22 protein-coding genes and 2 pseudogenes are annotated in these 24,587 nt (G+C 52.7%); 15 read left to right on the top strand and 9 right to left on the bottom strand.

What is annotated here, in order from left to right:
• Window positions 1-7 precede the first annotated feature (7 nt).
• Window positions 8-2,267, top strand: a pseudogene (locus tag DES54_RS05305) (molybdopterin-dependent oxidoreductase).
• Window positions 2,268-2,314: 47 nt separating this feature from the next.
• Window positions 2,315-3,130, top strand: a complete 816-nt coding sequence (tcdA, locus tag DES54_RS05300; protein ID WP_113865559.1) for a tRNA cyclic N6-threonylcarbamoyladenosine(37) synthase TcdA — start codon at window positions 2,315-2,317, stop codon at window positions 3,128-3,130.
• A 27-nt stretch (window positions 3,131-3,157) separates the two neighbouring features.
• Here tcdA and csdE read toward each other — a convergent pair whose 3' ends face one another.
• Window positions 3,158-3,613 carry a cysteine desulfurase sulfur acceptor subunit CsdE gene (csdE, locus tag DES54_RS05295; protein WP_113865558.1) on the bottom strand — a complete coding sequence of 152 codons (456 nt, stop codon included), beginning with the start codon at window positions 3,611-3,613 and terminating at the stop codon, window positions 3,158-3,160.
• Window positions 3,614-3,628: 15 nt separating this feature from the next.
• Window positions 3,629-4,836: pseudogene (gene csdA / locus DES54_RS05290) on the bottom strand (cysteine desulfurase CsdA).
• Between the two features lie 184 nt (window positions 4,837-5,020).
• Between csdA and DES54_RS05285 the strand changes: the two are divergent.
• The 4 genes from DES54_RS05285 (at window position 5,021) to rlmM (ending at window position 8,077) form a co-directional block, all read left to right on the top strand.
• A complete protein-coding gene (locus tag DES54_RS05285) occupies window positions 5,021-5,242 on the top strand; it encodes a YgdI/YgdR family lipoprotein (protein ID WP_113865557.1) in 222 nt (73 codons plus the stop codon).
• A gap of 368 nt (window positions 5,243-5,610) precedes the next feature.
• Window positions 5,611-6,534, top strand: coding sequence for a transcriptional regulator GcvA (locus DES54_RS05280; protein ID WP_113865556.1), 924 nt, complete (start codon window positions 5,611-5,613; stop codon window positions 6,532-6,534).
• 54 nt (window positions 6,535-6,588) lie between these two features.
• Window positions 6,589-6,984: a DUF423 domain-containing protein gene (locus DES54_RS05275; protein WP_113865555.1), complete on the top strand. Its 396-nt coding sequence runs from the start codon at window positions 6,589-6,591 to the stop codon at window positions 6,982-6,984.
• Window positions 6,977-8,077, top strand: coding sequence for a 23S rRNA (cytidine(2498)-2'-O)-methyltransferase RlmM (gene rlmM / locus DES54_RS05270; RefSeq protein ID WP_113865554.1), 1,101 nt, complete (start codon window positions 6,977-6,979; stop codon window positions 8,075-8,077). Before DES54_RS05275 ends, rlmM begins: the two co-directional genes overlap by 8 nt.
• Before the next feature lie 9 nt (window positions 8,078-8,086).
• On the opposite strand, the gene xni is transcribed toward rlmM, so the two are convergent.
• From xni to queF, 3 genes are all read right to left on the bottom strand, one after another.
• A complete protein-coding gene (gene xni, locus DES54_RS05265; protein WP_113865553.1) occupies window positions 8,087-8,854 on the bottom strand; it encodes a flap endonuclease Xni in 768 nt (255 codons plus the stop codon).
• Between the two features lie 123 nt (window positions 8,855-8,977).
• A complete protein-coding gene (ppnN, locus tag DES54_RS05260; protein ID WP_113865552.1) occupies window positions 8,978-10,342 on the bottom strand; it encodes a nucleotide 5'-monophosphate nucleosidase PpnN in 1,365 nt (454 codons plus the stop codon).
• 160 nt (window positions 10,343-10,502) lie between these two features.
• Entirely contained in the window at window positions 10,503-11,372 is an 870-nt protein-coding gene (gene queF / locus DES54_RS05255; protein WP_113865551.1) for an NADPH-dependent 7-cyano-7-deazaguanine reductase QueF, read from the bottom strand.
• A gap of 70 nt (window positions 11,373-11,442) precedes the next feature.
• Here queF and syd point away from each other — a divergent pair, with 70 nt between their 5' ends.
• The 4 genes from syd (at window position 11,443) to DES54_RS05230 (ending at window position 14,326) form a co-directional block, all read left to right on the top strand.
• Entirely contained in the window at window positions 11,443-11,991 is a 549-nt protein-coding gene (gene syd / locus DES54_RS05250) for a SecY-interacting protein (RefSeq protein WP_113865550.1), read from the top strand.
• 675 nt (window positions 11,992-12,666) lie between these two features.
• On the top strand, window positions 12,667-13,053 hold the full coding sequence (locus tag DES54_RS05240; RefSeq protein ID WP_113865548.1) for a YqcC family protein: 387 nt from the start codon (window positions 12,667-12,669) through the stop codon (window positions 13,051-13,053).
• Window positions 13,046-13,831, top strand: a complete 786-nt coding sequence (truC, locus tag DES54_RS05235) for a tRNA pseudouridine(65) synthase TruC (RefSeq protein ID WP_113865599.1) — start codon at window positions 13,046-13,048, stop codon at window positions 13,829-13,831. The genes DES54_RS05240 and truC overlap by 8 nt, the downstream gene beginning before the upstream one ends.
• A 39-nt stretch (window positions 13,832-13,870) precedes the next feature.
• Window positions 13,871-14,326 (top strand): flavodoxin, encoded by a 456-nt coding sequence (locus DES54_RS05230; RefSeq protein ID WP_113865547.1) that lies wholly within the window; start codon window positions 13,871-13,873, stop codon window positions 14,324-14,326.
• A 64-nt stretch (window positions 14,327-14,390) separates the two neighbouring features.
• On the opposite strand, the gene DES54_RS05225 is transcribed toward DES54_RS05230, so the two are convergent.
• From DES54_RS05225 to map, 4 genes are all read right to left on the bottom strand, one after another.
• Window positions 14,391-14,780: a DUF3461 family protein gene (locus DES54_RS05225; protein WP_113865546.1), complete on the bottom strand. Its 390-nt coding sequence runs from the start codon at window positions 14,778-14,780 to the stop codon at window positions 14,391-14,393.
• A 202-nt stretch (window positions 14,781-14,982) separates the two neighbouring features.
• Complete coding sequence (gene dapD, locus DES54_RS05220; RefSeq protein WP_113865545.1) at window positions 14,983-15,810, bottom strand: 2,3,4,5-tetrahydropyridine-2,6-dicarboxylate N-succinyltransferase; 828 nt, start codon at window positions 15,808-15,810, stop codon at window positions 14,983-14,985.
• 28 nt (window positions 15,811-15,838) lie between these two features.
• Window positions 15,839-18,523 (bottom strand): bifunctional uridylyltransferase/uridylyl-removing protein GlnD, encoded by a 2,685-nt coding sequence (gene glnD, locus DES54_RS05215; RefSeq protein ID WP_113865544.1) that lies wholly within the window; start codon window positions 18,521-18,523, stop codon window positions 15,839-15,841.
• Window positions 18,524-18,649: 126 nt separating this feature from the next.
• Entirely contained in the window at window positions 18,650-19,444 is a 795-nt protein-coding gene (map, locus tag DES54_RS05210) for a type I methionyl aminopeptidase (RefSeq protein WP_113865543.1), read from the bottom strand.
• 350 nt (window positions 19,445-19,794) lie between these two features.
• Between map and rpsB the strand changes: the two genes are divergently transcribed.
• From rpsB to ispC, 5 genes are all read left to right on the top strand, one after another.
• Window positions 19,795-20,520, top strand: a complete 726-nt coding sequence (rpsB, locus tag DES54_RS05205) for a 30S ribosomal protein S2 (RefSeq protein WP_113865542.1) — start codon at window positions 19,795-19,797, stop codon at window positions 20,518-20,520.
• Window positions 20,521-20,633: 113 nt separating this feature from the next.
• Window positions 20,634-21,491, top strand: coding sequence for a translation elongation factor Ts (gene tsf / locus DES54_RS05200; protein WP_113865541.1), 858 nt, complete (start codon window positions 20,634-20,636; stop codon window positions 21,489-21,491).
• Between the two features lie 146 nt (window positions 21,492-21,637).
• Window positions 21,638-22,369, top strand: a complete 732-nt coding sequence (gene pyrH, locus DES54_RS05195; RefSeq protein ID WP_113865540.1) for a UMP kinase — start codon at window positions 21,638-21,640, stop codon at window positions 22,367-22,369.
• Between the two features lie 122 nt (window positions 22,370-22,491).
• Window positions 22,492-23,049 carry a ribosome recycling factor gene (frr, locus tag DES54_RS05190; RefSeq protein ID WP_113865598.1) on the top strand — a complete coding sequence of 186 codons (558 nt, stop codon included), beginning with the start codon at window positions 22,492-22,494 and terminating at the stop codon, window positions 23,047-23,049.
• A gap of 198 nt (window positions 23,050-23,247) precedes the next feature.
• Window positions 23,248-24,450: a 1-deoxy-D-xylulose-5-phosphate reductoisomerase gene (ispC, locus tag DES54_RS05185; protein WP_113865539.1), complete on the top strand. Its 1,203-nt coding sequence runs from the start codon at window positions 23,248-23,250 to the stop codon at window positions 24,448-24,450.
• The last annotated feature ends 137 nt before the right edge of the window (window positions 24,451-24,587 follow it).

Raw genomic sequence — 24,587 nt, 5'->3', positions numbered from 1 at the left:
GGTTGTCATGTCGATTAAGCGTTATCCACATCTTGCGCATTGGGGCGCGTTTACCGTCGTCGTTGAGGATGGAAAATTGATTCGCTGTGAACCTTTTGCCGATGATCCTTCTCCTTCCGCCATGCTCGACTCAATTGTGCCGCTGGTCTATTCCGAACGTCGGATCCGGCGTCCCGCGGTGCGCCGTTCGTGGCTGCAAAAGCGTGAGAACAGCGATCGCACGCTACGGGGCAGGGAAGATTTTGTCGAGGTCGACTGGGATGTGGCGCTGGATTTGGTCGCCACGGAGAACCGCCGCGTGCGCGATCAATACGGCGCCGACGGGCTGTTTGCCGGCTCTTATGGTTGGTCTTCCGCCGGACGTTTCCATCATGCCCGTTCGCAGGTACGGCGCTTTTACTTTTCCGGCGGCGGCGCGGTCGATCAAGCCGGCAACTATAGTTGGGGCGCCGCGCAGTTTTTCCTGCCGTATGTCATTGGCACATTTCATCCCCTGACCGGCAAAGTGACGGAATGGCGCAGCGTCGCCGAGCATTGTGAGATTTTCCTCGCTTTTGGTGGTCTGGCGCTGAAAAACGCCCAGGTCGCCTCCGGCGGCGCCGGACATCATACGCTCCGGCCAGCACTGGAGAAGCTGGTGGAGAAAGGCATTCCGGTGATAAACGTCAGCCCGATGCGCGATGATTGTCCTGCGTTTGTCAACGCCGAATGGATACCCATTCGCCCGAATACCGATGTGGCGTTGATGTTGGCGCTGGGATATGAAATTCAGCGACTGGGCGCGGACGATAAAGCATTTTTGCAACGCTACTGCGTGGGCTACGAGCAACTGACGGATTACCTGCAAGGACGCGGCGACGGTATTGCTAAAACCGCGGATTGGGCCAGCGCCATTACCGGCATTCCGGCGGTGCGTATCCAGCGTTTGGCGCGACAGCTTATCGGCATGCGCAGTTTTATTACCTGCTCCTATTCGGTGCAGCGCGCGCACCGCGGCGAGCAGCCTTACTGGATGATGATTGCGCTCTCTTCCATGCTGGGACAGGTTGGTTTACCGGGCGGCGGTTTCTCGTTCGGACATGGCTCCATGAACAGTGTCGGCAACGAGCGTATTGCTACACCCGCGCCCGCATCGCCCGCCTACCCGAATGCGGGGCGGACGATCCCGGTCGCGCGCATCGCCGACATGCTATTGAAGCCGGGCGAACCCTATACATTTCAGGGAGAAACGCACACCTATCCTGATATTCATCTGATTCACTGGGCCGGGGGCAATCCTTTCCATCACCACCAACAGTTGAATCGGTTGGTGGAAGGCTGGCGCAAGCCGGACACGGTCATCGTTCAGGATATCGTCTGGACGCCAGCGGCGCAGATGGCGGATATCGTTCTGCCGGTAACCACCTCACTGGAACGTAATGATATCGGCGGTTCGTCGCGCGATCGGTTCATTTTTGCCATGCATCAGGCGATTGCGCCGCAGCATCAGGCCCGTCATGACGTTGATATCTTTAGTGAACTGGCCGAGCGGCTGGGCTATCGGGAGATGTTCACGCAGAATCGCAACGAGCGGCAATGGCTGGAAACGCTTTATGATGAGTGCCGTGCCAGACAGAAAGAGGCGGGGCAATCCTGGCCGTCATTTGATGCGTTCTGGCGGCAAGGGCATGTCGAGATCCCGATGGATGAGCAGCCGTTTGTGTTCTTTGAAGATTTCCGGCGCGATCCGCAGCAGCATGCGTTGCAAACAGCAAGCGGTAAGATCGAATTGTTCAGTTCGACTATCGCCGGGTATAACTATCCCGATTTCGCCCCGCATCCTGAATGGCGTCCGCCAGTGGAATGGCTGGGCGCGCCGGCGAGCAAAACATGGCCGCTGCACTTTATTTCTATCCAGCCCGCCGATCGACTGCATAGCCAACTGGCGGCGACGCCGCAGGTTGCGGCCAATAAAACCGCAGGCAAGGAAACGCTGTATATGCATCCGCAGGATGCGGCGGCGCGCGCGATCACCGATCGTTCCCAAGTGGAAGTCAGGAACGATCGCGGACGTATTTTGGCTGGCGTGCAGATTACCGACGGCGTAACGCCGGGGGGTGGTGATTATGTCCACCGGCGCCTGGTTTGAACCGGGGTTTGGTCGTCAGCAATGGCATCCGGTGGAGCAATCCGGGAATGCGAACGTACTGACGTTGGATATCGGCACTTCTCCACTGACTCAGGGCCCGAATGCCATGAGTTGTCTGGTGGATGTGGTGCGGGTTTAGCGCTATCCTGTGGCGCGTTTATTTTCCTTGAGTGAAGGTTGGTTGTCATGAGTACGCAATTATCCGAAGCCTATTTACAACGTTTCGGCGGCACCGCGCGGTTATATGGTCAGCAGGCGCTGGCGCTGTTTTCCCAGGCACATGTCTGTGTGATCGGCATCGGCGGCGTGGGCTCATGGGCGGCGGAAGCCCTGGCGCGCACCGGTATCGGCGCAATCACACTGATTGACATGGATGACGTATGCGTCAGCAACACCAACCGACAGATCCATGCGCTGCGCCAGCATACCGGACAGTCAAAAACGGAAGTGATGGCGCAACGCATTCTGGCGATTAACCCGGAATGTCAGGTTAGCTGCGTGGATGATTTCATAAGTGCCGAAAATGTGGCGGAATTACTCGACCGCAATTTCAGCTATGTCATTGACGCGATTGATAGCGTGCGTCCCAAAGCCGCGCTGCTGTCATACTGCCGGCGCTATAAAATCCCGGTGGTCACGACCGGCGGCGCGGGCGGGCAAATTGATCCGACGCGTATAGAAGTGGCGGATCTGGCGAAAACCATTCAGGACCCGTTAGCCGCCAAGCTGCGTGAGCGTTTAAAGCACGACTTCAACGTGGTGAAAAACAGCAAAGGAAAACTGGGAATTGATTGCGTGTTTTCCAGCAAACCGCTGGTCTACCCGCAGCCTGATGGTTCGGTATGTGCGTCCCGCAACACCGCCGAAGGCGTCATGCGCATGGACTGCGCTTCAGGTTTTGGCGCCGCGACGATGGTGACCGCCACGTTTGGTTTTGTGGCGGTTTCACATGTGTTGAAAAAGATGATGGCGAAGATGGCGCGGGAAACCGCGTATCGCTAATTGTGTGACGCATTATTCGACGCGTTATTACTCTCCCGCGGCGACTAATCCTGCGATGCTCCTGATCTTGGCCGATAGCGCGGCCAGACCGCTTGAACGCGAGGCGCTGAGTTGAGCGTGTAGCCCCAACTGTTCAAACAGCGCCAGCGGATCCTCCTGTAATAAAACCTCAGCCGTTTTTCCTTCAGCGGCGGTAAGCAACACGGCGAGTAAACCGCGAACAATACGTCCATCACTGTCGCCGTAAAAGTGCAACGTGCCGTCTGCCTGAAGCTGATAGCCCAACCAGACACGGTTTTCACACCCTGACAGTGAAATAGCATCGTCTTTCAGCGCTTGCGGCAGGGGAGGCAAGTCTTTCGCCAGTAAAATCAACTGCCGGTAGCGCTCTTCCCATGACCGGCAGGCAGCGAAACGCGCCTGCAAATCTGTTGCGCGGATTTGATGTCCAAAAGGGTGAGCGGTGTTTGTCGTGTCGGTCATGGCGCATGGTGTCCGTTAATCTGCAAGAAGTTCAAGCTCATTGCCCATCGCCGTGATGAACGAGGCGACATCCTGCTCATTATTATAGGGCGCAAACGAGGCGCGTAGCGTGCCGTTGATACCCAACGTCGCCATCAGCGGTTGCGCGCAATGATGGCCCGCTCGCAGCGCAATGCCGCTTTCCGCCAGTAACGTTACCAGATCGCTAGGATGGACGCCCGCAAACTCGAAGGACAACAGGCTGGCATTGGCACAGCGGAAACTACGAAAGCCTGGGAACCGCGCTAACTGGGCTTCTGCAAGTCCCGCCAGATCCTGGCTATACTGCTCCGCCCCCCGCCAGTCCAGTTCTGACAACCAGTCCATGGCCGCAGACAGGCCAAGTACCCCGCCGATATGCGGCGTACCGGCTTCAAACCGATAAGGGATCGTCTGCGGCGTAAATCCGTCAAAAGAGACATGGCTCATCATCTTGCCGCCGCCTTGCCAGGGAGCCATCTGCTCCAGCAGTGCGGTTTTCCCGTATAGCACGCCCAACCCGGTCGGCGCATACAACTTATGTGCGGAAAACGCATAAAAATCAAAATCCAACGCCTGAACGTCAGGTGGACAGTGCGCCATGCCCTGTGCGCCATCGACCATAACCACCGCGCCGTACTGATGGGCAAGCTGAATGGCTTTTTGGCCAGATCGGGCTGACCGCCCGTGACGTTGGACATCTGTCCCAATGCCAGCAACCGGGTTTTCGGCGTCAGTAAATCGGCAAGCTGAGCGATTTCCGGCAGCCAATCCGCGCCGATGGGCAGTTTTATCACGCGTGCGCCGGTCTGTTGCGCCACCATCAACCAGGGAATCAAATTGGCATGGTGTTCCGCTTCGCTGACTATGATTTCGTCACCCGGTTGCAGACGCGGACGGGCATAGCTTTGGGCAACCAGATTGATCGCTTCCGTGGTGCCTTTCGTCCAGACAATGGCGCGAGGATCTTGCGCATGCAGAAGGGCCGCCACCTGTTCCCGCGTATGCTCAAAACGTTGCGTCAACGCACGCGCCGCTTGATGCTGACTGCGGTGAACCGTCGCGTTTTCGGTACTGTAAAACTGCTGTACGGCATCAATGACGGGCTGTGGTTTCAGGGTGGTGGCCGCGCTGTCCAGATAGACGGCGGCATCCCTGAGCGCGGGGAACTGCTGGCGAAACATTGTGGCGTTAAACGGTGTCATGATCGTCCTCTTTTGGCGAGCCAGATCCTGTCCCATTTTGCCGGGGGAAACAAGTTTAAGACTATACTTAATACGACTTTATGGAAAAGCGGTGAAAGCTTGCTAAGCTTTAAAATGTTAAGTTTTAGTATTTCCTTATGTATATAGTCAACAAAAAGACATTTTAATTCACATGGAGTTAACGATGAAGAATAAAATCTCTATTTTCGCCGCTGTGGTATTGGCCTTTTCTCTGGCAGGCTGTTCCAGTAATTACGTCATGCATACCAATGACGGACGCACTATCGTCGCTGATGGTAAGCCTAAAGTGGATAATGAAACCGGTATGATCAGTTATACCGATGCTTATGGTCAGAATCAGCAGATCAGCCGTGATAATGTGCGGGAGATGGTTGAAGCGAAGTAATCATGATCGCCGCCATCCTGGGATATGCAGATAACATTCACGTATAAAAAAAGCACCGCGATCGCGGTGCTACATATAAAAATCACTTTGGACAGACAGGGTAATTGTACAATAAGTGAAATAAGGTAGACTCGCTACCGCGTCTGAAAAGCAGACAGTAAATAGCAAACACAACATCACAACCACAAGCCAAAAGCACCTCAGGTCACCCCTCCGCACTTTTCGTTCCGGCTCAGGAAGTTGCGCTAATATAGGTATTTGCTGGTACATCCTCAACGGACAAATTATAATGCCTCGGATTATAAAAACTAATGGTTAAATACACGGATTAACTGTGCTATTTACCGGTAAATAAAAGAATTTCATCCATGTCGAAACGTCTGCCTCCGCTTAATGCTTTGCGTGTATTTGATGCCGCCGCCCGTCACCTCAGTTTTACTAAAGCGGCGGAGGAGTTGTTCGTTACCCAGGCCGCGGTCAGTCATCAGATCAAGTCGCTTGAAGATTTTCTGGGGCTTAAGTTGTTTCGCCGCCGTAACCGTTCGCTGCTGCTGACGGAAGAAGGTCAGAGTTATTACCTTGATATTAAGGAAATTTTCTCATCGCTTAATGACGCCACGCGAAAATTGCAGTCGCGCAGCGCCAAAGGCGCGCTGACGGTCAGCCTGCTTCCCAGCTTTGCCATTCACTGGCTGGTTCCCCGGTTATCGAGTTTTAATTCCGACTATCCGGGGATTGATGTGCGGATCCAGGCTGTTGATCGGGATGAAGACCGGCTATCGGACGATGTGGACGTCGCCATTTTCTATGGCCGTGGCAACTGGCCGGGATTGCGGGTAGAAAAATTGTATGCCGAATACCTTTTGCCGGTCTGTTCGCCGGTGTTGTTGACGGGCAACCATCCGTTGAAAACGCCAAACGATCTGGCGGCGCATACCTTACTGCATGATGCGTCGCGCCGTGACTGGCTGGCCTATACGCGTCAGCTTGGCGTGCAGATTAATGTCCAGCAGGGGCCGATTTTCAGTCATAGCGCGATGGTGCTCCAGGCGGCCATTCACGGTCAGGGCGTGGCGCTGGCCAATAACGTCATGGCGCAGACCGAAATTGAGGCCGGGCGGCTGGTCTGTCCGTTCAACGATGTTTTGGTCAGTAAAAATGCTTTTTATCTGGTATGTCATGACAGTCAGGCGGAACTGGGTAAAATAGCCGCCTTCCGTCACTGGATACTGGCTCGTGCCGCCAGCGAGCAGGAAAAATTTTGTTTCCGCTATGATAACACTACACGCTGAGGCGAAGGTTATTGCGCCTCAGATATTCACAGATGATTTTATTGGATAACAACGATGAATAGTCGTTTCATGCTGGTGTTTTCCGCCGTCAGCGGTTTTGTTTTTGTCGCGCTGGGGGCATTTGGCAGCCATGTGTTAAGCAAAACCCTGGGACCGACCGAACTCGCCTGGCTGCAAACCGGGTTGGAATATCAGGCATTTCATACGCTGGCTATCCTGGCATTGTCCGTCACCATGTATCAGCGCACTAATCTCTGGTTTTACTGGAGTAGCGTCCTTCTAGCCCTCGGAACCGTGTTGTTCAGCGGCAGTTTATACTGTCTGGCGCTTTCGCATCTAAAGCTTTGGGTTTATGTCACGCCGATTGGCGGATTCTGTTTTCTGGTTGGCTGGTTATTAATGTTGGTTGGCGCATTGCGCCTGAAGAGAAAGGCTGAACGCCATGAATAAAGTTATTCTGTACTGTCGTCCGGGGTTTGAAAAAGAGTGTGCGGCGGAAATAACGGAAAAAGCAACGCACTATAATGCTTATGGTTTTGCCAGAGTAAAAGAAAACAGCGGCTATGTGATTTTTGAATGCTATCAGCATGAAGATGCTGAACGACTGATAAAAGAATTGCCGTTTCATGAACTGATTTTCGCGCGTCAGATGTTCGTTAGCGGTGAGTTGCTGCGCGACCTGCCGCCGGAAGATCGCATTACGCCGATTGTCGGCATGTTGACGGGGGCGATTGAGGGGGCCGGCGAATTGCGCGTCGAAGTCCCGGACACCAATGAAAGCAAGGAACTGATGAAGTTCTGCCGCAAGTTTACCGTGCCGTTGCGTGCGGCGCTGCGCGAGAACAAGATCCTGTTGGGGTATGAGAAAGCTGACCGCCCTGTGTTGCATGTGCTGTTTATCGCGCCCGGTTGCTGTTATGTCGGTTACTCTTACAGCTTTAACCATTCACCGTTCTATATGGGGATCCCTCGTCTTAAGTTTCCGTCAGATTCGCCTAGCCGCTCGACGTTGAAACTGGAAGAGGCTTTCCATGTTTTCATCCCGGCGGATGAATGGGATGAGCGGCTTGCCAGCGGGATGTATGCGGTTGATCTGGGCGCATGTCCCGGTGGCTGGACTTATCAACTGGTGAAACGCAGCATGATGGTGCACGCCGTGGATAATGGCCCGATGGCACCCAGTTTGATGGACACCGGACAGGTTATGCATCATCAGGCCGACGGTTTCCGTTTTGAACCGCCGCGTAGCAACGTTTACTGGCTGGTATGCGACATGGTGGAAAAACCGGCCAAGGTCACCAGTCTGGTTGCCGACTGGTTGGTAAAAGGCTGGTGCCGCGAGGCGATATTCAATCTGAAACTGCCGATGAAAAAGCGTTATGAGGAAGTTTCGCAGAATCTGGCTTTACTTAATGAACGGCTGGCCCAGAGCGGCATCAATGCACAAGTGCGCGCCAAACAGTTATACCACGATCGTGAAGAAGTGACGGTGCATGCGCGGCGCTTCTGGGCCGCGGTGCCGGGACGCCGCGACGAGCGCTAGAATATGTTTTCATGGGCGATCTGTCAGCGGCAACCTTAACTGTTGCAGATTGCCATTCAGCGCCAAATCCGTGCTGAGGGTTGAGACTCGGCGGCTGATAAACGCCATTTCCCGCTGTTGTTCAAGCTTGTTTCGCCATTTCTCCGGTACACTCGCCAGATCCTGATACAGCGTTTCCAGACTACCGGCCTGTTGCAATAACTGGACGGCACTTTTGGGGCCGATACCGCTGACGCCAGGGATTTTGCTGCTGCCGATGCCCGCCAGTCCCCAATAATCGGTAAGCTGTTGCGGCAACACGCCAAACTCCTGCTCAACGAAAGGTAAATCCAACCAGCGTTTCTGAAAGTAATCACGGATCTGGATGGTTGGCGCCAGTAGCTGACAGTAGCCTTTATCCGTTGACACGATTGTCGCCTGATGTCCGGAAGCCGCCACCTTGGTTGCCAATGTCGCGGCCAGATCGTCGGCTTCATTGCCCGGCGAGTGCCAACTGACTACACCCATTTCGGCAAACGCGGCTTTGATCTGCGGCAGTTCCTGTTTGAGATCTTCAGGCATTGGGGGGCGTCCGGCTTTGTAGTCAGGTAAAATCTGATGTCGCCAACTGGTATCGCGTTCTTCGTCGTCAAAGACCGCAACGGCGTGGGTCGGCTGGCTGTGTTGCAATAACTGATGCAACGCATGTTGGCAGGCCGGTACGCACGGGGAACCCTGAACCGCATGAATGCGGCGGATCAAATTAAGCGCATCGACAATCAGCAGATGGACAGGCATAACGAACTTCCTGATGGCGTTTGTAGGGGGAAGGGTGGCTTCCCCATTGGTGATGATGAATCGGATTGCGCGTTGTAAAAGCCAACCCGATTGCTCTTCGACGACGCTAGAGGCGCAGTAGCGTTAAGCGCAGATCTCGTAGCAAGGAATGTATGCGCTGCCGGGAAGCTTCATGCGTTGTTGCGCGACAAATCCCTGTAGCAGTTTGTCCATGCTCTTCATGAGCGCCGTATCGCCGTGGATCTTATAAGGCCCTTGATCCTCTATTGCCTTGATCCCCACTTCTTTGACGTTCCCCGCCACGATGCCTGAAAACGCCCGGCGCAACGCTGCTGCCAGTTCTTCCGCCGGCTGATCGAGATGCAGATTCAGGTTAGCCATGTTTTCATGTGTGGGCTCGAAAGGCATCTGCAAGTCCGGTGCAATCCGCAGTGACCAGTTAAAGCTATAGGCATCGCCTGTGTGTCTGCGGCTTTCTTTGACCAGCGGCATCGATTTCTTCATTTGATGCGCCACTTCCGCCGCGTCATTAATGATAATGGAGTAGTAGCGGCGGGCCTGACGTCCCAACGTGCCGACAATAAATTCGTCCAGTACGCGGAAATAATCGGCGCTTTCTTGCGGGCCGGTCAGGATAATCGGCAGCACTTGCTCGCTGTTTTCCGGGTTCATCATAATGCCTAGCAGATAAAGGAATTCTTCCGCGGTTCCCACCCCGCCGGGAAAAATGATGATGCCGTGTCCGATACGAACAAACGCTTCCAGGCGTTTCTCAATATCCGGCATGATAATCAGTTCATTCACCAGCGGATTCGGTGGCTCGGCCGCAATAATGGAGGGCTCCGTCATCCCGATAAACCGGCCATCTTTGTAGCGTTGCTGCGCGTGTCCGACAGCAGCGCCTTTCATCGGCGCTTCCATCGCGCCGGGACCGCAACCGGTGCAGATATTCAGTTCACGCAGACCAAGCTGGCTGCCGACTTTACGGGCATACAGATATTCGGTTTCGTTAATGGAATGGCCGCCCCAGCACACCACCATATTCGGCTCTTCGCCGACATGCAGGGAGCGGGCATTACGTAAAATGGAAAATACCAGATTAGTGATATGCGCTGAGTTTTCCAGATTCAGATTCTGATAGTGACCCGCGCTGGTTATCTGTCCGTTAACAAACAGAATATCGCGCAGCACGGCAAACAGATTGGCCTGTAATGAACGAATGAGATAACCGTCCACAAAGGCTTCTGCCGGCGGGTTGATCAACTCCAGTTTCACGCCGCGTTCGCGCCGTAGCACGTTGATGTCAAAGTTTTCAAAGCGTGAAAGCAGTTCCTTACTGTTGTCCGTCTGGCTGCCTGAGTTTAAGACGGCGAGGGAACAATTACGGAACAAACGGTAAAGATCGCTGCTGGCTGTGCTTTTCAGCATGTCCACTTCCAACTGCGATAACAAATCCATAGACCCTAATGGGCTGATATGTGTAATCAATTTTACTCCTTGAACGCAGTGTAATCCGCCATTTCGTCGATGGCTTAAATGAGCCGGGACAAGTACTCTGGCTTTCCCGTGACTTCACCTTAACGTGCCGCCATCATTTTTTCCAATCATGGCGGTGGGCAAAAACATCATATTGCGTAACGTTTCGCAATTATTGACGCGGCAACCGTCCATTCGGGGCGATGAATGCGCCGTTGCTGCGCCACGGATTGATATCCAACCCGCCCCGACGCGTGTAACGGGCATAGACGCTGAGTGTTTCCGGTTGGTAATAACGCATCAGGTCGTTAAAAATACGCTCCACGCATTGCTCGTGAAATTCATTATGATGACGGAATGATACGATGTAGCGCAGAAGCGCTTCCCGGTTAATACGTTGTCCTCGATAACGGATCTGCACCGATCCCCAATCGGGTTGATGGGTTATAAGGCAGTTGGATTTCAACAGGTGGCTGACCAGCGTCTCTTCGACGATCTGATTCGTTTCTGCCGACGAACGCCCCCCCTGTGAACCGGCGGCCAGATAATCCGCGTTAAACGCGTAGCTATCGATGCGAATATCCTGATCGTCGATACATTCGCCTGCAAATCCGGCGATTGGCTGACCTTCCAGTTCACTGAGCTTAAACAGTGCGACGCTGACCTGACCTTGCGCACATTGACCGAGATCCTTTATCAAGGTCGTGCGAACCTCCTCCCAATTGGCAAATTGGGTCTGGTTAAAACTGTTGAGATAAAGTTTGAAGCTTTTAGACTCAATCAGATTCAGGCTATTTGCATCCAGATGCATTTCACCCACGGCCACCTGAGGCACGCCGTTGGGGTTGAGCCAGGAAAGTTCGTAGAGTGTCCAGATATCGGCGCCATGAAATGGCTGACTATCCGGGAAAATACCGAGTGGCTCGCGGTTGAGGCTGCGCGGCACCGGTTGTAACAGTCCCGCATCATAATGATCGTGATAAGGTGTGGGTTTGCCCAGCGTCAGTGCGCTCAGGGCCTGATGCTTGTCATAGATGGACATGCCGTTGCCTGATGTAAAAAGATATCATGGTGAGTAGTGTAACCTGACTAACAGAATGATGAGAAAAATTATGGATTGTGGAGTCACCCAGGCATTGGCGGCATTTACCCGGCGTTATATCGATCTCTGGCAGCAGGGAACCGGTCATCCGCCAGCCAGTGACGCATTATATGGCGTACCTTCGCCCTGCATTACCGAAACCGGGGAAGAGACGGTTTACTGGCTGCCGCAGCCGTTTTTGCCCGCTAGCTCGCTGGATGGCGTGGAGCGAGCATTGGATATCAGTCTGCATCCGGATATTCATGCTTTTTACACCGCGCAGTATGCAGGGGACATGGCGGCGCAATTCGATTCGCGTTCATATACCTTGTTACAAGTCTGGAGTGAAGACGATTTCATCCGCATGCAGGAAAATCTGATCGGGCATTTATTGACTCAGAAACATCTGAAATTATCGCCGACGCTATTTTTAGCCACTACCGACTCTGAAATGACGATACTCTCTCTGTGCAATGTTTCCGGGCAGGTTATGCTGGAAGAGTTCGGTACTACGCGACATCAGATAGTGGCGCCCACGCTGGCTGAATTTCTTTGTGCGCTTCGTGCACAAATACGTTAATGGTTAATCGGGTTTCACTTTCCCTGATGTAAGAGATCTCTTACATTTACTGTGCGATATCTCTTATCTTTCGTGTGAAAGTGAGGTTTCTTTTTTATTTTTATACTATTAATCAGGTAATTATCTTTACGCTTTTCATTTTTTTGTAAGCTAATCGATAAAGACTGTCAGTTACCTCTTGCTGAATACTAACAATTAATACATCTTATTACTTAATTTGGTTACCGGTAACACTGAGTGTTATGGTTATCATCGGTAGTTGGCGGTCTTTTCATCTTGTATTTGGTTTGCCGCTTTCTTTCAGGATGAAACCCGTTTTCAGGATGAAATCAGGGACACCTCCAGGACGGAGACTGAGAGCCGATTAGGAGTGTTGGTGGGGCAGGAGCCTAAAAGGATTGGATCATGGATGATATACAGGGATGGCCAAGTCAGGAAGAAAGTTGGACGACAGCATGGATGGCTGGTTAGGAAGACCATCAAGGAAAAGTTTTCATGGATGAGCAGGGATGCAAAGGTTTAGCGGGATAGCTATAAAACGAATAGGGGGTACTGAGTGATCAGTACCCCCATTTTTTTGTACTGTAGCCACGCTAAAGCGCGAATATTGGGCGAGACTGATATCAATGCTATGCTTTGCCGCCAATTGAACTAGCTTCAGTCGTGAGAAACCGCATGAGTATTGAGAATCAGGTTCGTCAGGCTTTATTTGATCTTGAACGTGCCTTAAGAGACAGCCCTTTCTGGGAATTATCGCCGCCGCAAGCTGCTGCTTTTAACAGCGTTGAACCTTTCTGCGTCGATACCATGCCGGCAGCCCAATGGTTGCAGTGGGTGCTGTTGCCCCGTATGCACGCATTGCTGGATAGCAGAGCGCCACTGCCTGAAAAATTTGCGCTATCGCCTTATTTCGAAGAAGCGCTGGATGGCGCGCCAGAAGAGATCGAACCGGTTTTGCGCTATATCGACCAACTTGATGCGCTGTTCATCCAGCATGCGCAAGATGGCTTTGATATGGATGAAGATGAAAAGCATCGTGCTGATGAAAACCGCAATGCTTGAAATCATTTATCAGGATGAGCATCTGGTCGCGATCAATAAGCCTGCTGGTTGGCTGGTGCACCGCAGTTGGTTGGATCGTAAAGAAAAAGTGGTGGTGATGCAGACTCTGCGCGATCAGATCGGGCAGCATGTCTATACGGTTCATCGTCTGGACCGCCCGACATCCGGCGTACTGTTGCTGGCGTTGTCCAGCGAAGTGGCGCGTTCATTGTCTCAGCAGTTTGAACTGCATCGGATGCGGAAAATCTATCATGCGGTGGTGCGTGGCTATATAGCGGATGACGGAGTAATTGATTATCCTCTGACGGAAGAACTGGATAAAATTGCGGATAAATTCGCCACCCCTGATAAGGCGCCTCAGCCAGCGGTCAGCAATTATCGCGTGCTGGCGCAGACTGAAATGCCCGTGGCGATAGGGCGTTATCCAACATCACGTTACAGCCTGCTGGAATTGAGCCCGCAAACCGGGCGCAAGCATCAGTTGCGTCGTCATCTGTCGCATATTCGTCATCCGATTATCGGGGACAGTGCGCATGGCGATTTACGTCAGAACCGTGGGATGGCGGCGCATTTTTCCTGCGGGAGATTGATGTTGCATGCCAGCCAATTGACCTTGCCCCATCCGGTGAGTGGGGAGCAGTTGAATTTGCAGGCCCGTTGGGATGCGCCCTGGCAAGGCGTGATGTCGCAGTTTGGCTGGCAGGGTATTCTCCCTGACGTTGAAAGGGTTGAGTTTCCCGGCGCATCGGGTCAGGATAGCGGGCGTTTGATTCAGTAGTCAATAAACCACGCGTTGAATAAAGAGGGAGTGGGAAGCATGGCGCAGATTGGTATTTTTGTCGGTACAGTCTACGGGAATGCACTTCTGGTAGCAGAAGAAGCGGAGAATATCCTCAGAGAACGTGGACATGAAGTGAAGATTTTTGAGGATGCCTCGCTGGAGCAATGGCTTGAGTACCGTGGGCGCTATGCGCTGGTGGTGACGTCCACGACGGGGCAGGGGCAGTTGCCGGACTCCATCGCGCCTCTGTATGTGGCGTTGCGCGAGAAAGGCGGTTATCAGCCCGACCTGTGTTATGGATTAATCGCTCTGGGCGACAGCAGCTATGAGAATTTTTGCGGCGGCGGTCATCAGTTTGATGAACTGTTGCAGAACATCGGCGCCAAACGCCTGGGTGATGTTCTGGATATTGATGTTATCGAAAACCCTGAACCGGAAGTGCTCTCCTGCCCGTGGGTTGAACAGTGGGCGGGGCTGGTGGAAGCGCAGTGATGCAGTAATATGAAAAACGGGAGCGAACGGCTCCCGTTTTCTCGGCAAGGCGAGTAAAACGCTGTTAGCGATTTTTGGTCAGTTTTTCCAAATCAGCCTCAATCTCGGCGATTTTGTTGGAGACCACGCTTTCAAGATGGCGCAGATCGTCAAGGATCTTGCGCTTCAAATCCACTTCCACCTGCTCGTGTTGGCAGATTTGATCCAGTTCATCAATCACATAACGTAAATTTGGGCTGATTTCGTTGATCTCTTTATAACCCTGCCCTGAGTTGTCGGCCATGATGGTTTTGCGCTGACGCGGATACTTAAATTTTACGCTCTTGGCGAAGAACTCCCCTTTGTCCTTGTGGAAGTATATTTTCAGAATGTCGTTGCTTTCCTCCTGGCGCAGGCTATAGCGATCGATATCGTCGGGATTGGTGATCCCCAGGCTTTTCAGATTGTCATACATAGCGCCACCTCGTTATTTTTAAAATAGTTGTTTTTTAAAACATAGTTTTTTAAATCATGGTTTTTAAAAATAGTGGTTTTTAAAATAGTGGTTTTTAGATAACTCGGTTTATTTTACTGATAAACGATCCGTTCCATCTGTGACAGCCCACCCTATTTGAACCACAGTAAAAATGGCGGGTTAAATAGCCCGCCAGATTCAATTAGTCGATGGTGCGCAATAACTCGTTAATGCCCACTTTACCGCGGGTTTTCGCATCCACTTTCTTCACAATCACGGCGCAGTACAGACTATAGCTGCCATTTTTGGACGGCAGGTTGCCGGAAACCACCACCGAACCGGCAGGGACCCGACCGTAGTGAACTTCGCCTGTTTCACGATCATAAATCTTGGTGCTCTGGCCGATAAACACGCCCATAGAGATAACCGAACCTTCTTCGACGATCACGCCTTCAACGACTTCAGAACGGGCGCCGATGAAGCAGTTATCTTCGATGATGGTCGGGTTGGCTTGCAGTGGTTCCAGAACACCGCCGATACCGACGCCACCTGACAGGTGAACGTTTTTACCAATCTGGGCGCAGGATCCGACGGTGGCCCAGGTGTCGACCATGGTGCCTTCATCAACATAAGCGCCGATATTGACATAAGAAGGCATCAGTACCGTATTACGTGCGATAAAGGCCCCTTGACGCACACTGGCTGGCGGTACAACGCGAAAGCCTTCGCGTTGAAAACGTTCCGCATCATAATCAGCGAATTTCATCGGGACTTTATCATAGTAGCGCGTTTCCGTGCCTTCCATCATCTGGTTATCATTAATGCGGAAAGAGAGCAGCACAGCTTTTTTCAGCCACTGATGCGTGACCCATTGGCCGTCGATTTTTTCCGCGACACGCAGCGCGCCGCTATCCAGCAGGCTGATAACCTGATTAACCGCTTCGCGTGTGACCGTGTCTACGCTTGCCGGGGTAATCTCGGCGCGGCGCTCGAAAGCAGTTTCGATAACGTTTTGTAGTTGTTGGTGCATCCTGTTTTCTCTTTCCTGATAGTGAAAATTAACTCAATGGTACTTTATCGTTTGGGTTTAGGGCCTCTGTCAACCGTTCTTGCAATTTAAGGCGCAATTCCGGTTTGAGAGCCCGTCGGTCTTTATCGGCGAGGATAAATAAATCTTCTACCCGCTCACCAATAGTGGAAATACGGGCGCCGTGCAAGGAGAGGTTCAGATCGGCGAAAATTTCACCGACACGGGCCAACAGACCTGGCTGATCGAGTGCGATGAGCTCCACATAGCTGCGTCGATCGGTATGCGTAGGCAAAAAATTGACTTCGGTCGGGACGCTGAAATGACGTAACTTCGGCGAAGGACGACGCCCGCGTGGGTGCTGATAATCACGCTGCGTCAGCGCCTGCTCCAACGCATGGCGAATCATCTCGTGACGATCCCGCGCCAGCGGGCTGCCGTCGGGTTCCAACACGATAAAGGTATCCATCGCCATGCCGTCCCGACTGGTAAAAATCTGGGCATCGTGCACGCTCAAATTGCGGCGATCCAGTTCTCCTGCCACCGCCGCGAACAGGTAAGGTCTGTCCGGGCTCCAGATGAAGATCTCAGTACCGCCGCGGCTTGCCTGGTGACTGATAAGCACCAGTGGTTTATTAACATCGTGCTCCAGCAGATGACGGGCATGCCACGCCAGTTGGTTGGGTGTATGACGCAGGAAGTAATCGGCGCGGCAGCGGCTCCAGATATGATGCAGCGCTTCTTCATCGATATTATCCATACGCAGCAACGCCAGCGCTTGCAGACGATGGTGGCGTACGCGTTCACGCAGGTCCGGCGTATTTTGCATTCCGCGGCGCAACTGTTTTTCCGTGGCGAAATAGAGCTCGCGCAACAGGCTCTGCTTCCAACTGTTCCACAGGGTTTCATTGGTCGCACAGATATCCGCGACGGTCAGGCTAACCAGATAACGCAGACGGGTTTCGCTTTGCACTTCGGTGGCAAATTGCTGAATGACGGTGGGGTCTTGGATGTCCCGACGCTGTGCGGTAACCGACATGAGCAGGTGGCAACGCACCAGCCAGGAAACCAGTTGGGCTTCCCGTGAGTTCAAACCGTGCAGCGCGGCGAATTCGAACACATCTTGTGCGCCAAGTTCTGAGTGATCGCCGCCGCGTCCTTTGGCGATATCGTGAAACAATGCGGCAAGCAGCAGCAATTCGGGCTGGGGTAAACGCGGGTAGAGTTCCACACATAGCGGATGGTGCGGACGCGTTTCCTCATCGGCGAAGCTTTCCAGTTTCAGCAGCACCCGGATGGTGTGTTCGTCAACGGTGTAGGCATGGAATAAATCAAACTGCATCTGCCCGACGATATTTCCCCACAACGGCGTATAGGCCGACAGAACGCTGTGACGATGCATGGGCAGCAGCGCACGGCTCACGGCATAGGGATGGCGCAGAATATTCATAAACAGATTTCGGGCTTCGGGAATGGTGCAGAGCGGGCTGGCGAGGTGGCGCCGGGCATGACGAAGCTGACGCACCGTGGTCGAGTAAATCCCTGTAATATCGTGGTTGCGCACCATCAGGTAAAACATGCGCATAATGGCTTCCGGCTTGTGGATGAACAGCGCCTCATCACCCAGATCGATCAGATTGCCGCGCAGTTGAAACTCCTCATCGATCATACGCGGCTTTTCATTGGCTTCCAGCGCGAGAATCGCTTCATCAAACAATTGCAGCAGCATCTGATTCAACTCGCTGACGCGCAGCGTCATACGGAAGAAATCTTTCATCATCCGTTCGACCGGGGCATTGCCTTCTCCCTGATACTGAAGCAATTGCGCGACGTTGAGTTGTCGGTCGAACAGCAACCGGTTGTCGTAACGCGGCAACATCAGGTGTAGGGCAAATCGAATGCGCCACAGAAAGCTCTGACATTCGTTCAGTTCTTTGCGTTCCGCTTCGGTCAAAAAGCCAAAGCCTACCATCTCATCCAGCGAGGTGGCGCCAAAATGACGGCGCGCCACCCACAGCAGGGTATGAATGTCGCGCAATCCCCCTGGGCTGCTTTTGATATCAGGTTCAAGATTGTAACTGGTGCCGTGGTAGCGCTGGTGACGCTCCTGTTGCTCGGCGATTTTGGCTGGAAAGAAGTCTGATGACGGCCAAAATGTATCGCTGAAAATGTGTTTTTGTAGATTAAGAAACAAGGCGACATCGCCGCATATCATGCGGGATTCGATCAGGTTGGTTGCCACGGAAATGTCGGCACGGCCTTCTTGCAGGCACTCTTCCAACGTTCTGACGCTGTGGCCGACTTCAAGCTTGATATCCCACATCAGGGTAATGAATTGGCCAACGCGCTGTGATTCCTGCTCGCTGAGCTTATCCTGACTCAGGAACAGCACATCGATATCGGAAAGCGGATGCAATTCCCCGCGCCCGTAGCCGCCAACGGCGATCAGGGCGGTGTGGGCGATGGTTTCAAAGTCGTAGTAGAACCACAATCGTTGCAGCAGGCGATCGATGAAAAGCGTTCTGGCATCAATCAGCGTTTCCGCGCTGACGCCAGATGTGAACTCGCTGCCCAACCAGCTTTGAAATTGTTCCAGTTGCTGTTTCAGCGTCTGGCAGTCCAGCATGTCGTCGCGGTAAGTCAGCGGCGAGGCTGGCGGTTGTGCAACCACGGTGGATTGCGCAGGCGTATCTGGCGAAGGATTTTTTTGGATCATATGCGCAACCCGTAACAAATCGCTGTGAGCGAGTTAAATGCCGAATTCATTGCCCAGAGGCGCGAAGCGAGGTGGGCGGGGGAAAGCCCGCCATAAAAGCTGGCCGCCGTAGGCCCACTATTACCATTACCCTTGATGCACGATGATATTGGGGATGGTGTCATCCTTGTTCAACGTCATGATTTCGCAGCCGTTTTTGGTTACCACAATCGTATGCTCGTATTGCGCCGACAAGCTACGATCTTTGGTTTTGACCGTCCAACCATCTTTCATGGTGCGAATCCGATAATCGCCGGCGTTGACCATCGGTTCAATGGTGAACGCCATGCCAGGCTGTAGCACCACGCCGCCGTCATCCGCATCGTAGTGCAGGACCTGCGGTTCTTCGTGGAATCCTTCGCCGATGCCGTGTCCGCAATACTCACGGACGACGGAAAAGTTGTTCGCTTCAACAAACTTCTGGATCTCTTTTCCCAGCGTGCGCAGACGAATGCCCGGTCTCACCATTTTCAACGCCAGATACAGACTTTCCAGGGTAATGCGGCACAGACGTTCGCCCAGAATGGTCGGTTTACCCGCAATGAACATCTTCGACGTGTCGCCATGAAAACCATCTTTGATAACAGTAACGTCAATATTGACGATATCGCCATCTTTCAGGATTTTTTCATCGCTGGGAATGCCGTGGCAAACCACTTCGTTAACGGAAATGCAGACTGATTTCGGAAAACCATGATAGCCCAGACAAGCTGAAATGGCGTGCTGCTTATTGACGATATGATCGTGGCAGATTCTGTCCAGTTCCCCAGTGCTTACGCCGGGAACAATATGGGGTTCGATAATATCCAGCACTTCGGCGGCCAGACGACCGGCCACGCGCATTTTCTCGATGTCTTCAGGAGTTTTGATTGATATTGCCATAAAATTATTGTCCGCAGGAGTCCTGTGCAAACCACAGGAAATTAAGCTCGGTGATAAGTAATAACTTATGTTATCAGCCCTGCTATTGGCTTGCCAAATTATCATTCCGGGCGGCGGCGTGGGACACAACAAAAGTTGGTGTCTCAGGGGGAATTATGGTATAAAGCGCGCCGATGATCCGGTTGGATATATCTGTATGATATTTGACCGCATCGACTAAACTCACTTTGTGTATATAACACACACATGTCGGCACGTTCGCCGGGGTGCTCCAACGGTTTTCGACCTGCGGAGTCGGCGCAATGGGACATGTGGAGGCATAACCCCATACTTAATTAATAGAGGTAATCATGGCAACTGTTTCCATGCGCGATATGCTCAAGGCTGGCGCACACTTTGGTCACCAGACTCGTTACTGGAACCCGAAAATGAAGCCGTTCATCTTCGGCGCTCGTAATAAAGTGCACATCATCAACCTTGAGAAAACTGTACCGATGTTCAACGATGCTCTGGCTGAACTGAGCAAAATTGCTTCTCGCAAGGGTAAAATTCTGTTCGTTGGTACGAAACGCGCAGCAAGCGAAGCGGTAAAAGACGCTGCCAACAGCTGTGATCAGTTTTTCGTGAATCATCGTTGGTTGGGCGGTATGCTGACTAACTGGAAAACGGTTCGTCAGTCAATCAAGCGTCTGAAAGATCTGGAGACTCAGTCCCAGGATGGCACTTTCGACAAGCTGACCAAGAAAGAAGCGCTGATGCGCACTCGTGAACTGGACAAGCTGGAAAATAGCCTGGGCGGTATCAAAGATATGGGCGGCCTGCCGGACGCGCTGTTCGTTGTTGATGCCGATCATGAACACATTGCAATCAAAGAAGCTAACAACCTGGGGATCCCGGTATTCGCTATCGTTGATACCAACTCCGATCCAGATGGCGTTGACTTCATTATCCCTGGTAACGATGACGCAATCCGTGCAGTTAACCTGTACCTGAGCGCTGTTTCGACCGCCATTCGCGAAGGCCGTTCTCAAGATTTGGCTGTGCAGGCGGAAGAAGGCTTAGTAGAAGCTGAATAATAAGGCCGGCTCATTGAGCCCTTATTAACCAGGTATTGACATATGTTGGTTAGAGGGGCCTGACAAGGCCCCTTTTTTACTTATCTCCCCGTGAGATAAACGAGGAAAAGATAATGGCTGAAATTACCGCTGCTCTGGTAAAAGAACTGCGTGAGCGTACTGGCGCAGGTATGATGGAATGTAAGAAAGCGCTGGTTGAAGCGAATGGCGACATTGAACTGGCTATCGACAACATGCGTAAATCCGGCCAGGCGAAAGCCGCCAAGAAAGCAGGCCGCGTTGCTGCTGAAGGCGTTATCCTGACTAAGATCTCTACTGACGGCAAATACGGCGTCATCGTTGAACTGAACTGCGAAACCGATTTTGTCGCCAAGGACGCCGGCTTCAAGGCGTTTGGTGAGGAAGTCGCCGCCGCCGCCCTGAACGATCGCATTTCCGATGTTGAAGCCCTGAAAGCGAAATTTGAAGAACAGCGTACCGCGCTGGTGGCTAAAATTGGTGAAAACATCAATATCCGTCGCATCGCTGTTCAGGAAGGCGACGTGCTGGGTTCTTACCTGCACGGTGCGCGTATCGGCGTGATGGTCGCAGCACAGGGTGCTGATGAAGAATTGATCAAGCACATCGCCATGCACATCGCCGCCAGCAAACCGGAATACGTCAAAGCTGAAGATGTTCCTGCCGATGTGGTTGCCCGTGAGCACCAGATTCAGTTGGACATCGCGATGCAGTCTGGCAAGCCGCGTGAAATCGCGGAGAAAATGGTTGAAGGCCGTATGCGTAAATTCACTGGTGAGATCTCTCTGACCGGTCAGCATTTCGTGATGGACCCAAGTAAAACCGTTGGCGCTCTGCTGAAAGAGCACAATGCCGACGTAATCAGCTTCATCCGCTTTGAAGTGGGTGAAGGTATTGAGAAAGCTGAAGTTGACTTTGCTGCTGAAGTTGCGGCAATGAGTAAGCCGTCTTAATCGTAAAATAAAGGGGCCGCCAGTTGGCGGTTCCTTTTTATCCAGCCAAAAATTTCAGTACACTTAATCGTTCACCTTGCGGTGAAGGAGTGAAGTGTGACAGTAACGATTCCCAATACGACGACAGCCTGTAGGACAAGAACACCATGGCAACCAATGCAAAACCCGTATATCAACGCATCCTGCTTAAGCTGAGTGGCGAAGCTTTACAGGGAACCGAAGGTTTTGGTATCGATGCGAGCATTCTGGATCGCATGGCTCAGGAAGTAAAAGAACTGGTTGAGTTAGGCATTCAGGTCGGCGTGGTCATCGGCGGCGGCAACCTATTTCGTGGCGCTGGTCTGGCGAAAGCGGGTATGAACCGTGTTGTAGGCGACCACATGGGAATGCTGGCGACCGTGATGAATGGCCTGGCGATGCGTGACGCGCTGCATCGCGCCTATGTGAACGCTCGCCTGATGTCGGCTATCCCGCTCAATGGCGTGTGTGACAATTATAGCTGGGCTGAGGCCATCAGTTTGTTGCGCAATAACCGTGTGGTGATCTTCTCCGCGGGTACGGGGAATCCTTTTTTTACGACGGATTCGGCTGCCTGTCTGCGCGGCATTGAAATTGAAGCCGATGTCGTATTGAAAGCGACGAAAGTTGATGGCGTCTATTCTGCCGATCCGGTGCAAGATCCTGCCGCGACTCTGTATGAAACACTAAGCTATCAGGAAGTATTGGAGCGTGAGTTAAAAGTCATGGACCTGGCCGCCTTCACCCTGGCGCGCGATCATAATTTGCCTATCCGGGTGTTCAACATGAACAAACCCGGCGCACTGCGCCGAGTGGTCATGGGTGAGAGAGAAGGGACGTTGATCAGTAATAACGGATAACCTTAAAAATAAGGTAATATCCTGTTTTGTTGACAGATATCGCCAGCCTGCGCTGGCGCTAATTATTCACCGGGTCGCGCGGCGCGCGACCTGTCAGGCAACCAGTATTGAAGGGTTACAACGTGATTAATGAAATCAGAAAAGATGCTGAAACTCGCATGGAAAAATGTGTAGAGGTTTTCAAAAATCAGATCAGCAAAATTCGTACTGGCCGCGCATCACCCAGTATTCTCGACGGTATTCAGGTCGAGTACTATGGCAGCGCCACACCGCTACGCCAGTTGGCTAATATCGTGGTGGAAGATTCCCGCACGCTAGCGATCACCGTCTTTGATCGCACTCTCGGTCCGGCGGTCGAGAAAGCGATTATGACGTCCGATCTGGGGTTGAACCCCTCTTCCTCCGGTACGGTCATCCGTGTTCCGTTGCCGCCGTTGACGGAAGAACGTCGTAAAGATCTGATTAAGGTGGTGCGCGGCGAAGCTGAACAAGGCCGTGTTTCCGTGCGCAACGTGCGTCGTGATGCCAACGATAAACTGAAAGCCCAACTGAAAGACAAAGCGATCAGCGAAGATGAAGAACGCCGCGCTCAGGATGAGATTCAGAAATTGACGGATGCTTTCATCAAGAAAGTGGATGTCGCGCTGGCAGAGAAAGAAGCGGAACTGATGGCGTTTTAATCTCATCGTCCTGAGAAGCGTCGCTGGAATGGCGGGAGTCTATTATTCCGCCTTTTCCGCGGCGCTTTTGTTTTTATCGGACACGGCGCCTTTGGGCGGTAAATCATCTTTTATTATTGATAGTATGGGCGCCTTATGGCAATCGTCTCAGATTGGTGTACCGTTCTGTAATCAAATCCAGTAATTCAGAGCACTTCAATGAAGCAACTGACAATTCTTGGTTCTACTGGTTCTATTGGCCTCAGTACACTGGCGGTTATTCAGGCGCACCCAGACAAATTCGCTGTTAAAGCGCTGTCGGCCGGGCGCAATGTCGAGGGTATGCTGGAACAATGTCTGACATTCCGCCCAGCCTACGCTTCAATGGCGGATGAAACGTCCGCCAAAAAATTACGCGTGAGTTTGGCGCGGCATGGATGCCGGACTGAAGTGTTATCCGGCCAGCAGGCCGCTTGTGAATTGGCTGCGCTGGATGATGTCGATCAGGTGATGGCGGCGATTGTCGGCGCTGCGGGACTGTTGCCGACACTGGCGGCGATTCGGGCGGGCAAGCAGGTTTTGCTGGCTAACAAGGAGTCTTTGGTTACCTGCGGACGTCTGTTTATGGAGGCTGTCGCACAGAGCAACGCAAGAGTTTTGCCGATAGATAGTGAACATAATGCGATTTTTCAGAGTTTACCTGAGCAAATTCAGCGGCAATTAGGCTACGCTTCATTAGCGCAGTACGGTGTTGAGCGCATTGTCCTGACCGGTTCCGGCGGGCCATTTCGCGAAACGGCGATATCGGCGTTGGCGGAGATGACGCCCGATCAGGCGTGTGCGCACCCGAACTGGTCAATGGGACGCAAGATTTCCGTCGATTCCGCCACCATGATGAACAAGGGGTTGGAGTATATTGAAGCGCGCTGGTTGTTTAATGCTTCTGCGGAACAAATGGAAGTCATCATTCATCCCCAGTCAGTCATTCATTCAATGGTGCGCTATCGAGACGGCAGCGTGCTGGCGCAGTTAGGTTCGCCGGATATGCGGACCCCGATAGCCCACGCGATGGCTTATCCTGAGCGTGTCACGTCAGGGGCCAGGACACTGGATTTCTGTCAGATGGGCGCGCTGACGTTTTCTGCGCCGGATTATGCGCGTTATCCGTGTTTAAAACTGGCGATCGACGCCTGTAATCATGGGCAGGCCGCGACGACGTCGCTAAACGCCGCCAACGAAATCTCAGTGGCTGCATTTTTACAGGCGCAGATTCGTTTTACCGATATTGCTGCGGTTAACCAGCATGTGATTGAGCAACTGACATTGCCTGAGCCGGCAAGTGTCGATGAGGTTCTTTCTATCGATCTCTGGGCGCGGGAGGCTGCGAAGCAGGCGCTGATGCATTACGGGTATGCCCGATAATGTGTGCGGAAGGCGCGATTTGTTCATGTACGGTTGAGGTGGTATAGTCTGCGCCACTCAATGGTCGGCTCTGCGACACGCTTCGCGCCGGCGGTGACGTTAAGCCGTGATCGTTCACGGCTTTTTACGTTAACCGA

Source organism: Brenneria salicis ATCC 15712 = DSM 30166, from assembly GCF_003315515.1.
Classification (GTDB): Bacteria; Pseudomonadota; Gammaproteobacteria; order Enterobacterales; family Enterobacteriaceae; genus Brenneria; species Brenneria salicis.
Note: the sequence above shows the minus strand (reverse complement) of the source record. Positions and strands in the feature narration are given on the sequence as shown.

What these genes read in the sequence shown, in the direction of transcription:
- truC (WP_113865599.1), top strand. Translation starts at nt 13,046, where the DNA reads ATGCTTGAAATCATTTATCAGGATGAGCATCTGGTCGCGATCAATAAG.
- rpsB (WP_113865542.1), top strand. Translation starts at nt 19,795, where the DNA reads ATGGCAACTGTTTCCATGCGCGATATGCTCAAGGCTGGCGCACACTTT.
- syd (WP_113865550.1), top strand. Translation starts at nt 11,443, where the DNA reads ATGGATTGTGGAGTCACCCAGGCATTGGCGGCATTTACCCGGCGTTAT.
- tcdA (WP_113865559.1), top strand. Translation starts at nt 2,315, where the DNA reads ATGAGTACGCAATTATCCGAAGCCTATTTACAACGTTTCGGCGGCACC.
- pyrH (WP_113865540.1), top strand. Translation starts at nt 21,638, where the DNA reads ATGGCAACCAATGCAAAACCCGTATATCAACGCATCCTGCTTAAGCTG.
- rlmM (WP_113865554.1), top strand. Translation starts at nt 6,977, where the DNA reads ATGAATAAAGTTATTCTGTACTGTCGTCCGGGGTTTGAAAAAGAGTGT.
- DES54_RS05225 (WP_113865546.1), bottom strand. Translation starts at nt 14,780, where the DNA reads ATGTATGACAATCTGAAAAGCCTGGGGATCACCAATCCCGACGATATC.
- DES54_RS05240 (WP_113865548.1), top strand. Translation starts at nt 12,667, where the DNA reads ATGAGTATTGAGAATCAGGTTCGTCAGGCTTTATTTGATCTTGAACGT.
- dapD (WP_113865545.1), bottom strand. Translation starts at nt 15,810, where the DNA reads ATGCACCAACAACTACAAAACGTTATCGAAACTGCTTTCGAGCGCCGC.
- tsf (WP_113865541.1), top strand. Translation starts at nt 20,634, where the DNA reads ATGGCTGAAATTACCGCTGCTCTGGTAAAAGAACTGCGTGAGCGTACT.
- ispC (WP_113865539.1), top strand. Translation starts at nt 23,248, where the DNA reads ATGAAGCAACTGACAATTCTTGGTTCTACTGGTTCTATTGGCCTCAGT.
- DES54_RS05275 (WP_113865555.1), top strand. Translation starts at nt 6,589, where the DNA reads ATGAATAGTCGTTTCATGCTGGTGTTTTCCGCCGTCAGCGGTTTTGTT.
- glnD (WP_113865544.1), bottom strand. Translation starts at nt 18,523, where the DNA reads ATGATCCAAAAAAATCCTTCGCCAGATACGCCTGCGCAATCCACCGTG.
- queF (WP_113865551.1), bottom strand. Translation starts at nt 11,372, where the DNA reads ATGTCCATCTATGACAAGCATCAGGCCCTGAGCGCACTGACGCTGGGC.
- map (WP_113865543.1), bottom strand. Translation starts at nt 19,444, where the DNA reads ATGGCAATATCAATCAAAACTCCTGAAGACATCGAGAAAATGCGCGTG.
- DES54_RS05285 (WP_113865557.1), top strand. Translation starts at nt 5,021, where the DNA reads ATGAAGAATAAAATCTCTATTTTCGCCGCTGTGGTATTGGCCTTTTCT.
- DES54_RS05230 (WP_113865547.1), top strand. Translation starts at nt 13,871, where the DNA reads ATGGCGCAGATTGGTATTTTTGTCGGTACAGTCTACGGGAATGCACTT.
- xni (WP_113865553.1), bottom strand. Translation starts at nt 8,854, where the DNA reads ATGCCTGTCCATCTGCTGATTGTCGATGCGCTTAATTTGATCCGCCGC.
- csdE (WP_113865558.1), bottom strand. Translation starts at nt 3,613, where the DNA reads ATGACCGACACGACAAACACCGCTCACCCTTTTGGACATCAAATCCGC.
- DES54_RS05280 (WP_113865556.1), top strand. Translation starts at nt 5,611, where the DNA reads ATGTCGAAACGTCTGCCTCCGCTTAATGCTTTGCGTGTATTTGATGCC.